The following is a 17402-nucleotide window of genomic DNA, read 5'->3' on the forward strand; positions in this document are numbered from 1 at the left end:
ACCCGGCTAGTGCTGATCTTGTAAGACCTGCCCGTCGCTGACGGTCAGGCGAAGTGAGCTAGGAATCCCCGTCCTTTAGGGCGGGGAGGAGTCAAGGTGCCAGCATGCCACTGCGGGGGCGGGCGGCGCGGGTGAATTACGGGGCGGCGACGGCCTCGTCGTAGCTGGCGCGGTGGGTGCTGACCTCGTCGAAGTGGTTCTCGGCCCACACCTTCACGGCGGAGAGCAGGCAGCCGAGGCTGCCGCCGAGTTCGGTGAGCCGGTAGTCGACGCGCACGGGCACGGTGGGGGTGACGGTGCGCGTGACGAGGCCGTCGCGTTCCAGGGAGCGCAGGGTCTGGGTGAGCATCTTCTGGCTGACTCCGGGGATCTTGCGGCCGAGGTCGCTGTAGCGCATGGAGCCGCCGTCGGCCTGGCCGAGGGCGCTGACGACGAGGCCGACCCACTTGTCGCTGATGCGGGCCAGGAGCTGGCTGGTGGGGCACTCCTTGAGGAAGGCGTCGTACGCGGCGCGGGCCTCTTCGCGGCGGGCGGCGGCGGTGCGGGTGGCCATGGGGAGCCCACTTCCGGGTCGGGTACGCACCTCGAAGTGCGTACTTTCGAAACGACAGTACCTCTCTCTAGGTTAGTGCTCACGAAGAACGAGCGAACGGGGAGAAGGAAAATGAGCAACGACATGCGTGCGGCGGTCGTGAACGGCTTCGGCGGTCCCGAGCGGGTGGAGATCGTACGGGTGCCGGTCCCGCGCCCCGGCGCCGGACAGGTCCTGGTCCGGGTCCGGGCGGCCGGGATCAACCCGGTGGACGGCGCGGTGCGAGCCGGGGTCTTCGGCGGGGAGGGGCAGCGGATCGGCTTCGGCTGGGACGTGGCCGGCGAGGTCGACGAGCTCGGCGCGGACGTCACCGGCTGGGCGGTCGGCGACCGGGTGGTCGGGCTGCACTACGGGCCCGTGAAGCCGCTCGGCACGCACGCCGAGTACGCGGTGCTCGACGCCTCGGCGCTGGCGGCGGCCCCGGCGGGCGTGGACGACGTGACCGCGGCCGGACTCCCGCTGAGCGGGCTGACCGCCGCCCGCGCGGTGGACCAGCTCGGGCTCGCTCCCGGCTCCACGGTGCTGGTCACGGGCGCGGCGGGCATGGTGGGCGGACTCGCGGTGCAGCTCGCGGCGCGGGCCGGGCTGGTGGTGACGGCGCTGGCCGGTGCCGAGGACGAGGCGTTCGTACGGGGGCTGGGCGCGGCCGGCTTCGTCCCGCGAGGTTCGGCTCCCGCCGGGCCGGTGGACGGGGTGCTCGACGCGGCGGTGCTGGGGGAGCCCGCGCTGGGCTTCGTCCGCGACGGCGGGGTCTACGTCGGGCTGCGCCCGCACGCGGCGCCGGCCGCGGAGCGGGGGATCCGGGTGGTGGAGCAGGAGGTCGCCGCGGACGGCGCCCGCCTGGCGCGGCTGGCGTCCCTGGTCGACGCGGGGGCACTGACGCTCCGCGTCGCGGAGACCTACCCCCTGGCGGAAGCGGCCGGCGCCCACGCCCACCTCACCAAGTCCGGCACCCGCGGCCGCATCGTCCTGACCCTGCCCTGACCGCCGGGGGGCGGTGGCCGGCGGGCGCAGGCCGGCGGGGCGGTGGGCCCGCGGGCGGTGGGAAAACCCCTTGCTCCGTGGTCCGCCTGCCTGGTGGGACGCAGGGCTTCGACGGTTTGAGGGGACGACTTGGCGGTGTTCGGGTGTGCGGGCTGCGGTGCGGTCCTGACGGCAGCGGTGTCGCAGGTGGCGTTGCCGATCCACCTGGCCGACACCCACTGGGAGACGCTGCACCGGCCTCCTCGCGCCTGGCGACATGCGTGGCATGGCGGTCCTCGAACGGGCCGGGGGCTACTGCATGGGGATGGACGGGCCGAACCTTGCCTGCCCGGGCTGTGATCTGCCGGTCGGTACGAGGATGGACGGCTGCGGGTGCTGGCAGGTCGTCCGGCTCGACCCGCGGGCGGTGGTGCGGCTGCCGGGCTCGCCGCCGGAGCGGCCGGTCATGGACGGGGCGGAGCTGCTGGCCACCGGCGCGCTGTCGCATCGGCTCCTCGCGAGTCATCTCGGGCGGATCAATGCGCCAAGATTCTCCCTTGCCGGCTCTCCGAGCGATATGGCCGCGGCCTTCACAGACGACGGCACCGAGGTGCGAGGCGCAGCCGGGGCACATTCCTCAGCCGTGTGCCCTCAATGTGCCCTGGCGGCCTGACGGCCGACCTCTGAGCGAGGCCGGGCAGCCCTCGTAGAGGGCCGCCGGCGATGGGAGAAAGGCCGGGTCACGGCCAGACCAGGCAGTACGGCTGGTGGCCGGCCTCGTGGAGGCGGTGGGAGAAGTCCTGCCACTCGTGGAGCAGCTGGTAGACGTTGAAGGCGTCGCGGGGGCCGCCGCGGTCGGGGACCGTGGACCAGATGAAGGCCGCCGCGCCGACGGACTCCTCGCCGATGCCGCGCAGCGGGTCGACCACCGTCATCGGGAGTTTGACCACCGCGTAGTCGGGGTGCAGGACGACCAGTTCCAGCGGGGGCACCTTGTGCAGAGGTATGCCCTCGATGCCGGTCAGGACCATCGCGGCGACCGTCTCCGGCTTGATCTTGGTGAACAGGCCGCCCATGCCGAGCTCGTCGCCGCCCAGCTCCTCGGGCCGCATCGTCACCGGGACGCGGGCGGCGGTCGCGCCGTCGGGGGCGCCGAAGTACTTGTACGTCACGCCCATGCCGCGCCCCTTGGGGAGGCCGTCGGGGTCCTGCGCGGGTCCCGGGACGTGCTCGGCCGCGTCCGTGGCCCGGCGGCGGTGCTTGCCGCGGCGACGGGATTCACGGGCGCGCTGCGGGTCCAGGCCGTCCGTGCCCTCGCCCGGTCCACCACCGCGTTGCATATCTCCACCCGACTGGTCTTGCCTGCCCCGGCCCCGCAGCGTCCCCCGCCACGCAGCCTGATCATCATGGCAGTGACCTCCCCCGGGGCGGCGCGGTGAAACGCCCGTCCGCAAGTCAGTCGCGGCCTCTGAGACCATGGCTGGTGTGAGCTACCCGTACCCGTATGAAGCCAAAGTCTCGCAGACTCTCTTTGACCGCGCGTCCCTCGTGACGCCTGGCGGCGTGAACTCTCCCGTGCGCGCGTTCCGCGCCGTGGGCGGAACGCCCAGGTTCATGGTGTCCGGTACCGGTCCGTACCTGACCGATGCCGACGGGCGCGAGTACGTCGACCTGGTCTGCTCGTGGGGGCCGATGATCCTCGGCCACGCCCACCCGGCCGTGGTGGAGGCCATCCAGGCCGCCGTCGCCCGCGGCACCTCCTTCGGCACTCCCGGCGAGGGCGAGGTGGCGCTCGCCGAGGAGATCGTGGCGCGCATCGAGCCCGTCGAGCAGGTCCGCCTGGTGTCCTCCGGCACCGAGGCGACCATGTCGGCGATCCGGCTGGCCCGCGGGTTCACCGGCCGCGCCAAGGTCGTGAAGTTCGCCGGCTGCTACCACGGCCACGTGGACGCGCTGCTGGCCGCCGCCGGGTCCGGGCTCGCGACCTTCGCGCTGCCGGACACCCCCGGTGTGACCGGCGCCCAGGCCGGGGACACGATCGTGCTCCCCTACAACGACCTCGACGCGGTACGGGCGGCGTTCGCCGCGCACCCCGGCGAGATCGCCTGTGTGATCACCGAGGCCGCGCCCGGCAACATGGGCGTCGTCACGCCGGCCGAGGGCTTCAACCAGGGGCTCGCCGACCTGTGCCGCGCCGACGGCGCGCTCTACATCTCCGACGAGGTGATGACGGGCTTCCGTACCTCCCGCGCCGGCTGGTACGGGGTCGACGGGGTCAAGCCCGACCTGATGACCTTCGGCAAGGTCATGGGCGGCGGCTTCCCGGCCGCGGCGTTCGGCGGCCGCGCCGACGTCATGGGCCACCTCGCCCCCGTCGGGCCGGTGTACCAGGCCGGCACCCTGTCCGGTAACCCGATCGCGACCGCCGCCGGTCTCGCGCAGCTGCGGCTGCTGGACGGGGCGGCGTACGAGAAGGTCGACGCGGTCTCGAAGGAGATCCAGGGCCTGGTCACCGCGGCGCTGAGCAAGGAGGGCGTCGCGCACCGGCTGCAGACCGCGTCCAACATGTTCTCCGTCTTCTTCACCGAGGACGAGGTGCGCAACTACGACGACGCCAAGAAGCAGGAGGCCTTCCGCTTCAACGGCTTCTTCCACTCGATGCTGTCGCAGGGCGTGTACCTTCCGCCGTCGGCCTTCGAGTCCTGGTTCGTGTCCACCGCCCACGACGAGCGGGCGATCGAGCGCATCGCGGCCGCCCTGCCCGCCGCCGCCCGAGCCGCCGCGGAGGCGACCGCATGAGCGACATCACCGTCGTGCACCTGGTGCGCCACGGCGAGGTGCACAACCCGGAGGGCGTCCTCTACGGCCGCCGTTCCGGCTACCACCTCTCCGAGCTGGGCCGGCAGATGGCCGACCGGGTCGCCGAGCACCTCCAGGGCCGGGACATCACTTACGTCGTGTCCTCCCCGCTGGAGCGCGCGCAGGAGACCGCGGCGCCGGTCGCCAAGGTGCACGGCCTGGAGCTGGCGACCGACGCTCGCCTGATCGAGGCGGGCAACGTGTTCGAGGGCAAGACCTTCGGCGTCGGCGACGGCGCGCTGCGCCGGCCGGAGAACTGGAAGCACCTGACGAACCCGTTCAAGCCGTCCTGGGGCGAGCCGTACGTCGAGCAGGTCGTGCGGATGATGAGCGCGCTGGACACGGCGCGCGACGCGGCCCGCGGGCACGAGGCGGTGGCGGTCAGCCACCAGCTGCCGATCTGGATCGTGCGCAGCTTCGCGGAGAAGCGGCGGCTGTGGCACGACCCGCGGCGCCGGCAGTGCACGCTGGCCTCGCTGACGTCGTTCACGTACCAGGGGGACAAGCTGGTGTCGGTGGGCTACAGCGAGCCGGCGCGCGATCTCGTCCCGGCGCACCTGCTGGCGGGTGCCAAGCCGGTGAAGGGCAAGTCGAAGGCCTTCGGGGCCTGACTCTGTTACGAACCGTTACAGCTTTACCTAAATAAATATAAGTTGCGCCGGGAATCACCGTCTCAGTGCCGCAAGTCGCGCCGAATTGTCCGTTTATATGGACTGCGACGCGGCCTTGCGAGTGACGATGGGGACGGTGACATGCGCGACTTCAGCAGAAGGGGTGTGCTGGGGCTCGGACTTGGGGCGGCCGCCGCGATGGGCATCGCGGGCTGCGGCTCCCCGGACAGGTCCGAGCCCGGCAACCCCGGGCCGATCAAGAACCCCAAGCCCGGCGAGAAGCCGGCGGTCAGGCCGATCGGTGACGGCTCCACCGCGGACACCGGCCCGCAGCCCCGCCAGCCGGCCCCTCCCGTGCCGCTCCAGCCGGGCGAGACCCCGCCCCAGTTCGTGGTCTTCAGCTGGGACGGCGCGGGCGAGATCGGCAACGGCCTCTTCCCGCGCTTCCTCAAGCTGGCCAGGGACCACGGCGCGGCCATGACCTTCTTCCTCTCCGGCATCTACCTGCTGCCCGAGTCGAAGAGGGGCCTCTACCGCCCGCCGAACAACCCCGTCGGCGCCTCCGACATCGGGTACCTGAAGGACGAGAACGTCCGCAACACCCTCAAGTGCGTGCGCGAGGCATGGCTGGACGGGCACGAGATAGGAACCCACTTCAACGGTCACTTCTGCGACGGCTCCGGCTCGGTGGGCAGGTGGACCCCGCAGGACTGGCAGGACGAGATCGACCAGGCCGTGTCCTTCGTCACCAACTGGCGGACCAACACCGGCTTCACCGACCTCGAACCGCTGCCCTTCGACTACCGCAAGGAACTGGTCGGCGCCCGCACGCCCTGCCTGCTCGGCCAGGACAACCTGCTGCCGACCGCGCAGAAGCTCGGCTGGCGCTACGACGCCTCCTCGCCCGGCGGCCTCCAGCAGTGGCCGTCGCGCAAGTCCGGGATCTGGGACCTGCCGCTCCAGTCGCTGCCCTTCCCCGGGCACTCCTTCGAGGTGCTGTCGATGGACTACAACATCCTCGCCAACCAGTCGAAGAAGACCACCCGGGGCGTCCCCTCCAACTACCCGGCCTGGCGCACCCAGGCCACGGCCGCCTACCTCGGCGGCTTCAAGCGGGCGTACGAGACCAACCGCGCACCGCTCTTCATCGGCAACCACTTCGAGGAATGGAACGGCGGCATCTACATGGACGCCGTCGAGGAAGCCGTCAAGGGCATGTCGGACAAAAAGGATGTACGACTCGTATCCTTCCGGCAGTTCGCCGACTGGCTCGACGTCCAGGACGGCAGGATCCTGACCAAGCTGCGCGCGCTCGGGCCCGGCCGGTCGCCGACCGGTGGCTGGCACACGTATCTCGTGTAGCGCTCGCGGCACCTGACCAGGGGCTTAACACACCGTCGGGGGGCGCGGAAGATCCGCAAATCGCTCATGCGAAACTTTTCACATGAGCCTTAGCCCCAGCGGCCGCGCCACCCTGCTGACCGCGGTGACCCTCGTGAGCGCCCTGACCCTCACGGCGTGCAGCGACTCGAACGGCGGCAGCAAGTCCTCCGGCTCCGCCGGCGGCAACTACGTGACGGGCCCCGGCGGCATCTCCACCGTCGCCAAGGGCAGCCGCGACCAGGCGCCCAAGCTCGACGGCGAGACCGTCGACGGCAAGACCCTCGACACCACCACCCTCAAGGGCAAGGTCGTCGTCCTCAACGTCTGGGGCTCCTGGTGCCCGCCGTGCCGCGCCGAGGCCCCGTACTTCGCGAAGGTGTCGAAGGACCTCGCCGACGCGGGCAAGGACGTGGCCTTCGTCGGCCTCAACACCCGCGACAACAGCAAGCAGAACGCGGCGTCCTTCGAAGAGAACTTCGGGATCACCTACCCGAGCCTCTACGACCCCGACGGCAAGCTGATGCTCCGCTTCCCCAAGGGCACGCTCAACGCGCAGTCCATCCCCTCCACGATCGTCCTCGACAAGGAGGGCAAGATCGCCGCCCGCACCCTTGCCGCGCTCAACGAGGAGCAGCTGCGCAAGATGATCGACCCGCTCCTCGCGGAGCAGTGACCTCGTGGTCGGGTACGTCCTCGCCGCCGAGGCGACCGGTGTGAACGAGACCGTCCTCAATGGGGCACTGCTCATCTCGCTGCCGATCGCGCTGCTCGCCGGGCTGGTCTCGTTCTTCTCCCCGTGCGTGCTGCCGCTGGTCCCGGGATACATCTCGTACGTGACCGGCGTCGGCGGGGCCGACCTCGCCGAGGCGAAGCGCGGCCGGATGCTGGCCGGCGCGAGCCTGTTCGTCGCGGGATTCACGGCCGTCTTCGTCTCGACCGGGGCGCTGTTCGGGCAGTTCGGGAACACCCTCGCCGTGCACAAGGAGATCATCTCCCAGGTCATGGGCGGGCTGGTGATCCTGCTCGGCCTGTTCTTCATGGGCGCGATCCCCGGGCTGACGATGCGCGAGTTCCGCTTCCACCGGAAGCCGACGGCGGGCCTGATCGGCGCGCCGCTGCTCGGCGTGCTCTTCGGCGTCGGCTGGACCCCCTGCATGGGCCCGACCCTCGCCGCCGTCAACACGCTCTCCCTGGACCAGGCCAGCGCCGGCCGGGGCGCCCTGCTGATGCTCGTCTACTGCGCCGGGCTGGGCCTGCCCTTCATCCTCACCGCGATCGCCTTCCGCAAGGCGCTCGGCGCGTTCGGCTGGGTGAAGAGGCACTATGCGTGGGTCATGCGCATCGGTGGAGGCATGCTGATCCTGACCGGTCTGCTGCTCGTCACAGGTTGGTGGGGGACCCTCATCAGCGAGACGCAGAGCTGGACCCAGGACTTCACGGTGGGGATCTGAGGAATTGACGCAATGAGTACGACCGACAAGGCGTCCCCCGAGGCGCCGCACGACTCCGTCCAGGCGGACCCCGCCGACGCCTCGGCCGCCGCCGCTTCGGCCGGCGATGCCGCCGACGCCGCGGCCGGCGCGCAGCTGTCCACCGCCCCGCTGGACGACGGCCCCGCCGCGCCGGCCGTCGGGATCGGCGTGATCGGCTGGGCCCGCTGGTTCTGGCGCCAGCTCACCTCCATGCGGGTGGCGCTGATCCTGCTCTTCCTGCTGTCCCTGGCGTCCATCCCGGGTTCGCTGATCCCGCAGACCCAGGTCGACGCGATGAAGGTCGCCGTCTGGAAGAAGGACAACCCCTCCTGGGTGTCCCTCGCCGAGAAGCTCCAGCTCTTCGACGTCTACAGCTCGGTGTGGTTCTCCGCGATCTACCTGCTGCTGTTCATCTCCCTGATCGGCTGCATCCTGCCGCGCTCCTGGCAGTTCGTCGGCCAGCTCCGCGGCCGCCCGCCGGCCGCCCCCCGGCGCCTGGACCGGCTGCCCGCGTACACGACGTGGCGTACGGAGAAGTCCCCGGACGAGGTCCTCTCGTACGCGGGGACCCTGCTCGCCGGACGCCGCTTCCGCACCGCGGCGGGCGGCGGGAGCACGAACTCCGTCGCCGCCGAGAAGGGCTACCTGCGCGAGGCCGGGAACCTGGTCTTCCACGTGGCGCTGATCGTGATGCTGGTGGCCTTCGCCTGGGGCCAGTACTTCAAGTCCGAGGGCGGCAAGCTCGTCCTGCGCGGCAAGGGCTTCTCGAACACGCTCACCCAGTACGACGACTTCAAGTCCGGCGCCCTCTTCGACGCCGACGACCTGCCGCCCTTCTCCTTCACCCTGGACAAGTTCGACGCGTCGTACGAGACGAGCGGCCCGCAGAAGGGCACCCCGCGCGACTTCAAGGCGTACGTCACCTTCAGCAACGGCGCGCACGGCGAGCCGCAGAAGCGCGAGATCCAGGTCAACAAGCCCCTGGAAGTCGACGGCTCCAAGGTCTACCTGCTCGGCCACGGCTACGCGCCGGTCGTCTCGGTGACCGACTCCACCGGCAAGGTGATCTTCAAGGACGCCGTGCCGATGCTCCCGCAGGACGCCAACCTCACCTCCAGCGGGGCCGTCAAGGTCACCGACGGCTACAAGGACAAGGACGGCAAGAAGGAGCAGCTCGGCTTCAACGCCATGTTCGTGCCGACGTACGCCGGCGAGGGCAAGGGCATGATGTTCTCGCAGTTCCCCGAGCTGAACTATCCGGCGCTGATGCTCAGCGCCTACCACGGCAGCCTCGGCGTGGACGCGGGCCTGCCGCAGAACGTGTACCAGCTGAACACCTCCAAGATGGAGTCGTTCAAGGACGAGTCGGGCCAGCTCTTCAAGCAGAAGATGCTGCCCGGCGAATCGATGGTCCTGCCGAACGGCGCGGGCACCGTGAAGTTCGAGGGCATCGAGCGCTGGGCCACCTTCTCGATCACCCACCAGCCGGGCAGCGGTCTCGCGCTCGCGGGCGCCGTCGCCGCCATCGCGGGGCTGGCCGGCTCCCTCTTCATCCAGCGCCGCCGGATCTGGGTCCGGGCGGTGGCCGGCAAGGACGGCGTGACCGTCGTCGAGATGGCAGGCCTCGGCCGCAGCGAGTCCGCCAGTCTCCCGCAGGAGCTGACGGTGCTCGCCACCGAGCTGCACCGGCAGGCGCCGACGGCGCCCGCAGCCCCGTCCGCCCCATCCGAACCTGTCGAATCTGTAGAACCTGAAGGGGAGCGCGGATGATGTCGCTCGCGGCAGCCGCCAATGAGAATCTGGCGCACATCAGCAACAACCTGGTCTATTCGTCGATGGCGGTCTACACGCTCGCCTTCCTCGCGCACATCGCCGAGTGGATCTTCGGCAGCCGCAGCAAGGTGGGCCGGACGGCGGCCGCGCTGACCGGCGCCACGACCGCCGACGCCCCCGCCGTGCAGGTGCGGGCGAAGGGCGGGAGCACCGCCGTACTCGACAAGCCCAAGGTCGTCACCCGCTCCGCCTCCGGCACCCGCGACGTCCCGGACGGCCCCGGCGCGGCCGGCGGCACCGTCCAGGGCGACCTGTACGGGCGGATCGCGGTCTCGCTGACCGCGCTCGCCTTCATCATCGAGGCGGGCGGCGTCGTCGCCCGCGCGATGTCGGTGGAGCGGGCCCCCTGGGGCAACATGTACGAGTTCTCGCTCACCTTCTCCACGGTGGCCGTCGGCGCGTACCTGCTCCTGCTGGCGCTGAAGAAGAACGTCCGCTGGATGGGCCTGATCCTGGTCACCACCGTCCTGCTGGACCTCGGCATCGCCACCACCTGGCTCTACACCGACAGCGACCAGCTGGTGCCGGCCCTGCACTCGTACTGGCTGTGGATCCATGTCTCCACCGCGATCATCTGCGGCGCCGTCTTCTACATCGGGGCGACCGGCACGGTCCTGTACCTGTTCCGCGACTCCTACGAGTCCAAGCTCGCCCGCGGCGAGCAGCCCGGCCGCTTCTCGACCTCGGTCATGGAGCGGCTCCCGGCCGCGGCCACGCTGGACAAGTTCTCGTACCGGATCAACGCGGCCTTCTTCCCGCTGTGGACCTTCACGATCATCGCGGGCGCGATCTGGGCCGGCGACGCGTGGGGCCGCTACTGGGGCTGGGACCCCAAGGAGGTCTGGTCCTTCGTGACGTGGGTGGCGTACGCCGCCTACCTGCACGCGCGGGCCACCGCCGGCTGGAAGGGCCGCAAGGCCGCGTACCTCGCGCTCTTCGCCTTCGCCTGCTGGATCTGGAACTACTACGGCGTGAACATCCTGCTCAACGGCAAGCACTCGTACGCGGGCGTCTGACCGGCGGGAGTGGGACGCTGGTGTCATGCCTCCTGTGAGCCATGGCACCAGCGAGAGCCGCGTCGGCAGTCGCGGCGAGAGCCGCTGGCTGCTGCGTTTCGCGCTGCACGTGCCGTACGCCTACGAGGCCCTGTGGCCCGCCCTGTCCACGGCGGACGGGCTGCGCGGCTGGCTGGCGGCGGCCGACGTACTGCAACGGCGCCTCGGCGGGGCCGTCACGCTGCGCTGGCTGAACACCGGCACCTCGGTGAGCGGGCGCATCACGGCCTGGGACATCGAGCGGGTCGTGGAGTACACGGTGGCCGAGCACGGGCGGATCCGCTTCCACCTGGAGCCGGTGGGGACGGATTCGACGGTCCTGCGGTTCGTCAACGAGCGCGGCGGGACGGAGGCGGAGCGCCTCGACTGCCTCGCCGGCTGGCACCACCACTTCGAGCTGCTGGAATCCGCGCTGGCGGGCAGTCCGGCCGACTGGTCCGCCTGGACGGACGCCCGCTGGGCCGAGCTGCGCGGCTCCTACGCGGCGACCGCGGCGGCCGCGGCCCCTTAGTCCTTGTCCTTGCCCTTGTTGTCCTTGTCGTTCTCTTCCCGCAAGTACTTCAGGAACTCCGGGTTGTCGTCGGGCGCCACCCACTGGGTGCGGCGCGGGCGCCCGCCGCCACCGGTCGCCGCCCGCTTCTTGCCCGCGAACAGCCACACCACCGGGCCGACGATCGAGAAGAGCAGGATGATGATCACCCACACCACCTTGGGAAGGTGCTTGACCTCCTCCTCCGGCGTGTTCAGGCAGTCGATGAACGCGAAGATGGTCAGCGCGATGATCAGCAGGAACGGCAGATAGCGCAGCACGGTGTGGGACCGACCCCCAGTGGAAATGCGCGGCCCTGGACGGGCCGAGGATGACTCCTCCAGGGTAGAGGGGACCGGCCGCCGGTGACGATCCATCCGGCGCAGCGGGTCGGACCCCCGCAGCGGTCCGGCCCCGGAGCGGGGATGCCACAATTGCCCGCATGGCTTACGACGATCTCCGCTCGCTGCTCCGGGCCCTCGAACGGGAGGGCGACCTCAAGCGCATCAAGGCCGAGGTGGACCCGTACCTGGAGGTCGGGGAGATCGTCGACAGAGTGAACAAGGCGGGCGGCCCCGCGCTGCTCTTCGAGAACGTCAAGGGCTCGGCGATGCCGCTGGCCATGAACGTCTTCGGCACCGACCGCCGCCTGCTGAAGGCGCTGGGTCTGAAGTCCTACGCCGAGATCAGCGAGAAGATCGGCGGCCTGCTCAAGCCGGAGCTGCCGCAGGGCTTCATCGGCGTCCGCGAGGCCTTCGGCAAGCTCGGCTCGATGGTGCACGTGCCGCCGAAGAAGGTGAAGGGCGACGCCGCGCCCGTCCAGGAGGTCGTCCTCACCGGCGACGACGTGGACCTGGACCAGCTGCCGGCCCTCTTCACCTGGCCCAAGGACGGCGGATCCTTCTTCAACCTCGGCCTCACGCACACCAAGCACCCGGAGACGGGCGTGCGCAACCTCGGCCTGTACCGCCTCCAGCGCCACGACAAGCGCACCATCGGCATGCACTGGCAGATCCACAAGGACAGCCGCAACCACTACGCGGTCGCCGCCAAGCGCGGCGAGCGGCTGCCCGTCGCCATCGCCTTCGGCTGCCCGCCGGCCGTGACGTACGCGTCCACCGCGCCGCTGCCCGGTGACATCGACGAGTACCTGTTCGCCGGTTTCGTCGCCGGCAAGCGGATCGAGATGGTCGACTGCAAGACGGTCCCGCTCCAGGTCCCGGCCAATGCCGAGGTCGTCATCGAGGGCTGGCTGGAGCCGGGGGAGACGCTCCCGGAGGGGCCCTTCGGCGACCACACCGGCTTCTACACGCCGCAGGAGCCGTTCCCGGCGCTGAAGATCGACTGCGTGACGATGCGCAAGCGTCCGCTGATCCAGTCGATCGTGGTCGGCCGGCCGCCGACCGAGGACGGCCCGCTGGGGCGTGCGACGGAACGCTTCTTCCTCCCCCTGCTCAAGATCATCGTGCCGGACATCGTGGACTACCACCTCCCCGAATCGGGCGGCTTCCACAACTGCGCGATCGTCTCGATCGACAAGAAGTACCCGAAGCACGCGCAGAAGGTCATGCACGCCATCTGGGGCGCGCACATGATGTCGCTGACCAAGCTGATCATCGTGGTGGACTCCGACTGCGACGTCCACGACCTGCACGAGGTGTCCTGGCGGGCGCTCGGCAACACGGACTACGCCCGCGACCTCACGGTCGTAGAGGGCCCGGTCGACCACCTGGACCACGCCTCGTACCAGCAGTTCTGGGGTGGCAAGGCGGGCATCGACGCGACGAAGAAGCTCCCCGAGGAGGGCTACACCCGCGACGGCGGCTGGCCCGACATGGTCGAGTCCGACCCGGCGACCGCCGCGCTCGTGGACCGCCGCTGGAAGGAGTACGGGCTGTGAGCCCGATCGCAGTGGGAGGCCCCGAGCTCGTCCTCGGCGGCGAGACCTATGTGGCCCTGATGCGCCCGGAGATCGACCCGGCGGACCCGGGCGTCCGCGCGGCCGCCGAGGAGGCCGGCGTATCGCCGGAGGAGTTCGCCGGGCCAGGCAACATCTGGGCGCTGATGCTCGACGACGCGGACGGCGACGGCGACGGCTTCGAGCTGCCCGGCGCGCGGGACATCGAGGCCGACGACTTCGCGGAGCAGCTCCAGCGGGCGCTGGCGGCGGGCGAGCCGTTCACCGCCGAGGCGGGCAACTTCCTGCGCCTGGACGCGCGGCCGGTTGCCGACACCTGGCAGCTCACCGCGCACGTCACCCCGCCGGAGGGCCACGACGGCGCCCCCCGCACCCTGGAGCTCGGCCCGCTGCCCACCGCGGAGCTCCTGGCCGACCTCGAAGAGTTCCGCGGGAGCCTGGCGTGACCGGCACCGTTGCCCCGGGCGGCCGGACGGCCCGCCCCGAAGCCCCCGGAGGGACTGCGCATGATGACCACCGCCGATGAGGTCGTGGGGCGCGGGCCCGCGCCCGAGGCCAGCAACAAGGTCAAGGCCTTCCTGCGGCTCGTGATGATCGAGCACTCGGTCTTCGCGCTGCCCTTCGCCTACATCGCCGCCCTCACCGCCATGTTCCGGCTCGACGGGACCATGCACTGGGGCACGCTGCTGCTCGTCACCATCTGCATGGTGGGGCTGCGGACCTTCGCGATGGCCGCCAACCGGATCATCGACCGCGAGATCGACTCCCGGAACCCCCGCACCGCCACGCGCGAGCTCGTGACCGGCGCGGTCTCGGTGCGGTCCGCGTGGACCGGGGCCGGGGTCGCGCTCGTGGTGTTCCTGGGGTCGGCCGCGCTGCTGAACCCGCTGTGCCTGGCGCTGGCGCCGGTCGCCGTGGTGCCGATGGTGGTGTACCCGTACGGCAAGCGCTTCACGAACTTCCCGCACGCCATCCTGGGCCTGGCCCAGGCCATGGGCCCGGTCGGGGCCTGGCTCGCCGTCACCGGCGAGTGGTCCTGGGACGCGGTGATCCTCGGCCTCGCGGTGGGCGTGTGGATCGGCGGCTTCGACCTGATCTTCGGCTGCCAGGACGTCGCCGCGGACCGCGCGGAGGGCGTCAAGTCCGTCCCGGCCCGCTTCGGCATCCCGGCCGCCCTGTGGGGCGCCCGCGGCGCGCACGTCGTGACGACCGCCCTGCTGGCCTGGTACGCCGTCGCCACCGACGCCGGACCGCTGTTCTGGGCGGGCCTGGCCATCGTCGTCGGCGCCTTCCTCTACGAGCACACCATCGTCAAGCCGAACGACCTGTCCCGCCTGAACCGGGCCTTCTTCACGGTCAACGGCTTCATCGGGATCGCCCTCTTCGTGTGCGCCCTGCTGGACCTGGTGGTGCGCGGCCTGTCCCTGTAACTCGATCGTGTGTGCTCCGCCGGATCCGGCGGTTCGCGGTCTGCCCCGGTGGCTACCGTGCGGCATACCATCGAGTGCATGGACAGGGAGGCCGACGTGACCGTCTCGGAGAGCGACCGCCTGCACTCACAGCTCAGCCGGTTCGAGGACATGTTCCCCGGTTACCGGATGGAGATTGTCGAGGGCGCCATCGTGATGAGTGCGCTGAAGCCGCACCACAACGCCACCATCTGGGCTTTGTGGACCGCGCTCAGGGCCCAGTTGCCGGACGACTGGGGATTCCTCAGCGATGTCGCGGTCCCCTTCGACGGCGACAACGAGTTCTGCCCGGACCTCGCTGTCATTCCTCAGCCCGAGGTGGCCAAGAACCTCAGCGCCTACTCGCCCGACCTGATCGAGCTGGCCGTCGAGGTCGTCTCCCCGAGCAGCGTGCGCAACGACTACGAGGTCAAGGACCGGGCCTACGCCCGGCGCGGCATTCCGCACTACCTGATCTTCGACCCGTACAAGGCGCAGTGCACGACCCTCTGGAACCCCGGGCCGGACGGCTACCGGGGCCGGGACGTGATCCCGTACGGGGAGACGGTGACCGTGGAGACCGGTCTCGGCAAGTTGACGGTCGATACCGCCGGGCTGCCCGTGGACCCCTCGGTCGTCAGCTGAGTGCCGGGGCGGGACGGCGGAAGCAGAAGGCCGCGGCCGCGCCCGCCGCCAGGCCGAAGAGGTGGGCCTGCCAGCTGATGCCGGAGTCGGTCGGCAGGATGCCGAGGAAGACCGTGCCGCCCCAGACGGCGGCGATCGCCACGCCCACCGCCACGCCCAGGACCCTGCGCTCGACGAAGCCGCGGACCACCAGGTAGCCGAACAGCCCGAAGACCAGGCCCGAGGCGCCGATCGTGATGCTGTCCGACGGGGAGAGCAGCCAGACGCCGAGCCCGTCCGCGGCGATGATCATCGCGCAGACGGCCAGGAAGCGGCGGATGCCGCCGAGCGCGGCGGCGATGAACCCGAGGACCAGCAGCGGCGTGCCGTTGGCCGCGACGTGGTCGAAGCCGAAGTGCAGGAACGGCGCCAGGGGTATCCCGGTGAGGCCGTCCGCCTCGCGCGCGGCGATCCCGTACGAGTCCAGCGCGTGGCCCGTGGCGTAGTCGACGGCCTCGATCACCCACAGCAGGGCGACCCATCCCAGCATCAGCCCGGCCGCCGCCTTGGCGCGGTCGGCCGGTGTCCAGTTCTGGTCCGTCGTGCTCATGGTGTCCCCGTGCTCCCGGCGCTGACCGTCCCACCCCCTGGAACGTCCGGTCACCTTACCGAGTGCCCGTGCCCCGTGGCCGGATAGTCTCGGAGGTATGACTGAGCGCAAGCGCACCCCGTGGGTGGTCGGGGTTTCCGGGGCGTCCGGGACGCCGTACGCGGCGGCGGTGCTCCGCGGACTGCTGGCTGCGGGCGAGAGTGTGGACCTGGTGGTGAGCCGGGCCTCGCGGCTGACCCTGCTGGACGAGACCGGGATCGCCTTCCGGGACGCGCACTGGCGGGAGGACCTCGGCGAGTGGCTGGAGCGCGGGGCCGACGGGAAGCCCGCGACCTTCGCGCGCCCGGAGCTGGGGGACGTCCGCCACTGGGGCGCCGGGGACCTGGCCGCCGGACCGAGCTCGGGCTCGTACCCCGTCAAGGGGATGCTGATCGTGCCGGCGTCCACGGCCTGCGTGGCCGGGGTGGCGCTCGGGCTGTCGAAGGACCTGCTCCAGCGCGTCGCGAGCGTGACGCTCAAGGAGCGGCGCCGACTGGTGGTCGCGGTGCGGGAGACCCCGCTGAACGGGCAGACGCTGAAGCATCTGGTGGCGCTGGACGAGGCGGGCGCGGTCGTGCTGCCCGCCTCTCCGGCGTTCTACGCGGGCGCGACGCACATCCAGGATCTGGTGGACTTCGTCGCGGGGCGGGTGCTGGACGCGGCAGGGGTGCCGCACCGGCTGTACCGCCGTTGGGAGGGGGAGCTGGGAGGCTCCCGCCCCCGTGACTAGGGCAGCGAGCGCGACTAGCGCTTCTTCGCGGTGCGCGGCTTGCGGGTCTTGTCGACGCGGTGCGCGGCGGCGGGCTGGTGGGCACGGGATCGGTTGGCCAGCTCCTGGAGCTGTCGCATGTGCGCGTAGGCCATCTCGATCGTGTACACGGTGAACCACTCCTGAAGATCGTCATTGATCTGTTGAAAGATTCACAGGGTGTTGACCCTGTGTGCCTTTGATTCTATACGTAAACTTGCGGGATCGCCGAATAATGGAAGGCTCCAGGTATATGGACGCGGTGGACAGGCAGCTCATCCAGGCACTCCGGGAAAACGGACGTGCCTCGTACGCGGAGCTGGGCCGGCTCGTGGGCCTCTCCGGCCCCAGCGTCACCGACCGGATCAACCGGCTGGAGACCGCCGGCGTGATCACCGGCTACCGCGCGACGGTGGCCGCGGCCGAGCTCGGCCTCGGCGTCACGGCGCTCATCGGCATCTCCCTCTCGGACGCTGCCGACCACGAGGACGTGGCCCGGCGGCTGCGCGACCTCGCCGAGATCGAGGACTGCTGGTTCATCGCCGGCGACGACTCCTTCATGCTGAAGGTGCGGGCCAGCGACGTGGACGGTCTGGAGAAGATCATCCGCAAGCTCTCCGGCACCAAGGGCGTCTCCCGCACGCGCACCACCATCGTGCTCTCCACGAAGTGGGAGAACCGGGTCGGGGATCTGCCCGAGGAGCGCTGAGAGTACGGT

General features: G+C 70.7%; 21 protein-coding genes. 16 read left to right on the top strand and 5 right to left on the bottom strand.

Annotated elements, in window-relative coordinates; genetic code table 11:
* Nucleotides 1-136: 136 nt before the first annotated feature.
* Nucleotides 137-553, bottom strand: a complete 417-nt coding sequence (locus AB0M99_RS31145) for a helix-turn-helix domain-containing protein (protein WP_365926354.1) — start codon at nucleotides 551-553, stop codon at nucleotides 137-139.
* 123 nt (nucleotides 554-676) lie between these two features.
* On the opposite strand from AB0M99_RS31145, the gene AB0M99_RS31150 reads away from it, so the two are divergent.
* Both AB0M99_RS31150 and AB0M99_RS31155 read left to right on the top strand, forming a co-directional pair.
* Nucleotides 677-1576, top strand: coding sequence for an NADP-dependent oxidoreductase (locus AB0M99_RS31150; protein ID WP_365926465.1), 900 nt, complete (start codon nucleotides 677-679; stop codon nucleotides 1574-1576).
* Between the two features lie 265 nt (nucleotides 1577-1841).
* Nucleotides 1842-2228 (top strand): hypothetical protein, encoded by a 387-nt coding sequence (locus tag AB0M99_RS31155; RefSeq protein WP_365926356.1) that lies wholly within the window; start codon nucleotides 1842-1844, stop codon nucleotides 2226-2228.
* A 67-nt stretch (nucleotides 2229-2295) separates the two neighbouring features.
* Here the strand turns inward: AB0M99_RS31155 and AB0M99_RS31160 are convergent, their stop codons facing one another.
* Nucleotides 2296-2733, bottom strand: coding sequence for a hypothetical protein (locus AB0M99_RS31160; protein ID WP_030161262.1), 438 nt, complete (start codon nucleotides 2731-2733; stop codon nucleotides 2296-2298).
* A 298-nt stretch (nucleotides 2734-3031) separates the two neighbouring features.
* Between AB0M99_RS31160 and hemL the strand changes: the two genes are divergently transcribed.
* The 8 genes from hemL to AB0M99_RS31200 all read left to right on the top strand — a co-directional run bounded on the left by hemL (nucleotide 3032) and on the right by AB0M99_RS31200 (nucleotide 11279).
* A complete protein-coding gene (gene hemL, locus AB0M99_RS31165; protein ID WP_365926358.1) occupies nucleotides 3032-4354 on the top strand; it encodes a glutamate-1-semialdehyde 2,1-aminomutase in 1323 nt (440 codons plus the stop codon).
* Nucleotides 4351-5025: a histidine phosphatase family protein gene (locus AB0M99_RS31170; protein ID WP_365926360.1), complete on the top strand. Its 675-nt coding sequence runs from the start codon at nucleotides 4351-4353 to the stop codon at nucleotides 5023-5025. Before hemL ends, AB0M99_RS31170 begins: the two co-directional genes overlap by 4 nt.
* 141 nt (nucleotides 5026-5166) lie before the next feature.
* The gene (locus AB0M99_RS31175) at nucleotides 5167-6387 is read left to right on the top strand and encodes a hypothetical protein (protein WP_365926362.1); all 1221 of its coding nucleotides are present in this window, start codon (nucleotides 5167-5169) and stop codon (nucleotides 6385-6387) included.
* 82 nt (nucleotides 6388-6469) lie between these two features.
* A complete protein-coding gene (locus tag AB0M99_RS31180; protein ID WP_365926364.1) occupies nucleotides 6470-7081 on the top strand; it encodes a TlpA disulfide reductase family protein in 612 nt (203 codons plus the stop codon).
* A gap of 4 nt (nucleotides 7082-7085) precedes the next feature.
* Nucleotides 7086-7859, top strand: coding sequence for a cytochrome c biogenesis protein CcdA (locus AB0M99_RS31185; RefSeq protein WP_365926366.1), 774 nt, complete (start codon nucleotides 7086-7088; stop codon nucleotides 7857-7859).
* A 12-nt stretch (nucleotides 7860-7871) separates the two neighbouring features.
* On the top strand, nucleotides 7872-9650 hold the full coding sequence (locus tag AB0M99_RS31190) for a cytochrome c biogenesis protein ResB (RefSeq protein ID WP_365926368.1): 1779 nt from the start codon (nucleotides 7872-7874) through the stop codon (nucleotides 9648-9650).
* Complete coding sequence (gene ccsB / locus AB0M99_RS31195; protein ID WP_365926467.1) at nucleotides 9650-10729, top strand: c-type cytochrome biogenesis protein CcsB; 1080 nt, start codon at nucleotides 9650-9652, stop codon at nucleotides 10727-10729. The genes AB0M99_RS31190 and ccsB overlap by 1 nt, the downstream gene beginning before the upstream one ends.
* Before the next feature lie 25 nt (nucleotides 10730-10754).
* Nucleotides 10755-11279, top strand: coding sequence for an SRPBCC domain-containing protein (locus AB0M99_RS31200; RefSeq protein ID WP_365926370.1), 525 nt, complete (start codon nucleotides 10755-10757; stop codon nucleotides 11277-11279).
* Here the strand turns inward: AB0M99_RS31200 and AB0M99_RS31205 are convergent.
* A complete protein-coding gene (locus AB0M99_RS31205) occupies nucleotides 11276-11578 on the bottom strand; it encodes a PLD nuclease N-terminal domain-containing protein (RefSeq protein WP_365926372.1) in 303 nt (100 codons plus the stop codon). The two genes, AB0M99_RS31200 and AB0M99_RS31205, sit on opposite strands and share 4 nt — an antisense overlap.
* Nucleotides 11579-11739: 161 nt before the next feature.
* Here AB0M99_RS31205 and AB0M99_RS31210 point away from each other — a divergent pair, with 161 nt between their 5' ends.
* From AB0M99_RS31210 to AB0M99_RS31225, 4 genes are all read left to right on the top strand, one after another.
* Nucleotides 11740-13197: a menaquinone biosynthesis decarboxylase gene (locus AB0M99_RS31210; RefSeq protein ID WP_365926374.1), complete on the top strand. Its 1458-nt coding sequence runs from the start codon at nucleotides 11740-11742 to the stop codon at nucleotides 13195-13197.
* A complete protein-coding gene (locus AB0M99_RS31215; protein WP_365926376.1) occupies nucleotides 13194-13661 on the top strand; it encodes a hypothetical protein in 468 nt (155 codons plus the stop codon). The genes AB0M99_RS31210 and AB0M99_RS31215 overlap by 4 nt, the downstream gene beginning before the upstream one ends.
* 60 nt (nucleotides 13662-13721) lie before the next feature.
* Nucleotides 13722-14645 carry a menaquinone biosynthesis prenyltransferase MqnP gene (mqnP, locus tag AB0M99_RS31220; RefSeq protein WP_365926378.1) on the top strand — a complete coding sequence of 308 codons (924 nt, stop codon included), beginning with the start codon at nucleotides 13722-13724 and terminating at the stop codon, nucleotides 14643-14645.
* 78 nt (nucleotides 14646-14723) lie between these two features.
* Complete coding sequence (locus AB0M99_RS31225) at nucleotides 14724-15308, top strand: Uma2 family endonuclease (RefSeq protein ID WP_365926380.1); 585 nt, start codon at nucleotides 14724-14726, stop codon at nucleotides 15306-15308.
* Here the strand turns inward: AB0M99_RS31225 and AB0M99_RS31230 are convergent.
* Nucleotides 15301-15897, bottom strand: coding sequence for a rhomboid family intramembrane serine protease (locus AB0M99_RS31230; protein WP_365926382.1), 597 nt, complete (start codon nucleotides 15895-15897; stop codon nucleotides 15301-15303). The genes AB0M99_RS31225 and AB0M99_RS31230 overlap by 8 nt on opposite strands.
* A 97-nt stretch (nucleotides 15898-15994) precedes the next feature.
* Between AB0M99_RS31230 and AB0M99_RS31235 the strand changes: the two genes are divergently transcribed.
* Entirely contained in the window at nucleotides 15995-16666 is a 672-nt protein-coding gene (locus tag AB0M99_RS31235) for a UbiX family flavin prenyltransferase (RefSeq protein ID WP_365926384.1), read from the top strand.
* A gap of 14 nt (nucleotides 16667-16680) precedes the next feature.
* Here the strand turns inward: AB0M99_RS31235 and AB0M99_RS31240 are convergent, their stop codons facing one another.
* The gene (locus AB0M99_RS31240) at nucleotides 16681-16815 is read right to left on the bottom strand and encodes a hypothetical protein (protein ID WP_365926469.1); all 135 of its coding nucleotides are present in this window, start codon (nucleotides 16813-16815) and stop codon (nucleotides 16681-16683) included.
* Nucleotides 16816-16937: 122 nt separating this feature from the next.
* Here AB0M99_RS31240 and AB0M99_RS31245 point away from each other — a divergent pair, with 122 nt between their 5' ends.
* Nucleotides 16938-17393: an Lrp/AsnC family transcriptional regulator gene (locus AB0M99_RS31245; protein WP_365926386.1), complete on the top strand. Its 456-nt coding sequence runs from the start codon at nucleotides 16938-16940 to the stop codon at nucleotides 17391-17393.
* Nucleotides 17394-17402 lie beyond the last annotated feature (9 nt).

It is taken from the genome of Streptomyces sp. NPDC051183 (assembly GCF_040682455.1).
In the GTDB taxonomy this organism is placed as follows: domain Bacteria; phylum Actinomycetota; class Actinomycetes; order Streptomycetales; family Streptomycetaceae; genus Streptomyces.

Coding starts and splice junctions, on each gene's coding strand:
- AB0M99_RS31145 (WP_365926354.1), bottom strand. CDS start 553: ATGGCCACCCGCACCGCCGCCGCCCGCCGCGAAGAGGCCCGCGCCGCG.
- ccsB (WP_365926467.1), top strand. CDS start 9,650: ATGTCGCTCGCGGCAGCCGCCAATGAGAATCTGGCGCACATCAGCAAC.
- mqnP (WP_365926378.1), top strand. CDS start 13,722: ATGATGACCACCGCCGATGAGGTCGTGGGGCGCGGGCCCGCGCCCGAG.
- AB0M99_RS31230 (WP_365926382.1), bottom strand. CDS start 15,897: ATGAGCACGACGGACCAGAACTGGACACCGGCCGACCGCGCCAAGGCG.
- AB0M99_RS31175 (WP_365926362.1), top strand. CDS start 5,167: ATGCGCGACTTCAGCAGAAGGGGTGTGCTGGGGCTCGGACTTGGGGCG.
- AB0M99_RS31180 (WP_365926364.1), top strand. CDS start 6,470: ATGAGCCTTAGCCCCAGCGGCCGCGCCACCCTGCTGACCGCGGTGACC.
- AB0M99_RS31150 (WP_365926465.1), top strand. CDS start 677: ATGCGTGCGGCGGTCGTGAACGGCTTCGGCGGTCCCGAGCGGGTGGAG.
- AB0M99_RS31160 (WP_030161262.1), bottom strand. CDS start 2,733: ATGGGCGTGACGTACAAGTACTTCGGCGCCCCCGACGGCGCGACCGCC.
- AB0M99_RS31190 (WP_365926368.1), top strand. CDS start 7,872: ATGAGTACGACCGACAAGGCGTCCCCCGAGGCGCCGCACGACTCCGTC.
- hemL (WP_365926358.1), top strand. CDS start 3,032: ATGGCTGGTGTGAGCTACCCGTACCCGTATGAAGCCAAAGTCTCGCAG.
- AB0M99_RS31200 (WP_365926370.1), top strand. CDS start 10,755: ATGCCTCCTGTGAGCCATGGCACCAGCGAGAGCCGCGTCGGCAGTCGC.
- AB0M99_RS31225 (WP_365926380.1), top strand. CDS start 14,724: ATGGACAGGGAGGCCGACGTGACCGTCTCGGAGAGCGACCGCCTGCAC.
- AB0M99_RS31235 (WP_365926384.1), top strand. CDS start 15,995: ATGACTGAGCGCAAGCGCACCCCGTGGGTGGTCGGGGTTTCCGGGGCG.
- AB0M99_RS31245 (WP_365926386.1), top strand. CDS start 16,938: ATGGACGCGGTGGACAGGCAGCTCATCCAGGCACTCCGGGAAAACGGA.
- AB0M99_RS31210 (WP_365926374.1), top strand. CDS start 11,740: ATGGCTTACGACGATCTCCGCTCGCTGCTCCGGGCCCTCGAACGGGAG.
- AB0M99_RS31170 (WP_365926360.1), top strand. CDS start 4,351: ATGAGCGACATCACCGTCGTGCACCTGGTGCGCCACGGCGAGGTGCAC.
- AB0M99_RS31155 (WP_365926356.1), top strand. CDS start 1,842: ATGGCGGTCCTCGAACGGGCCGGGGGCTACTGCATGGGGATGGACGGG.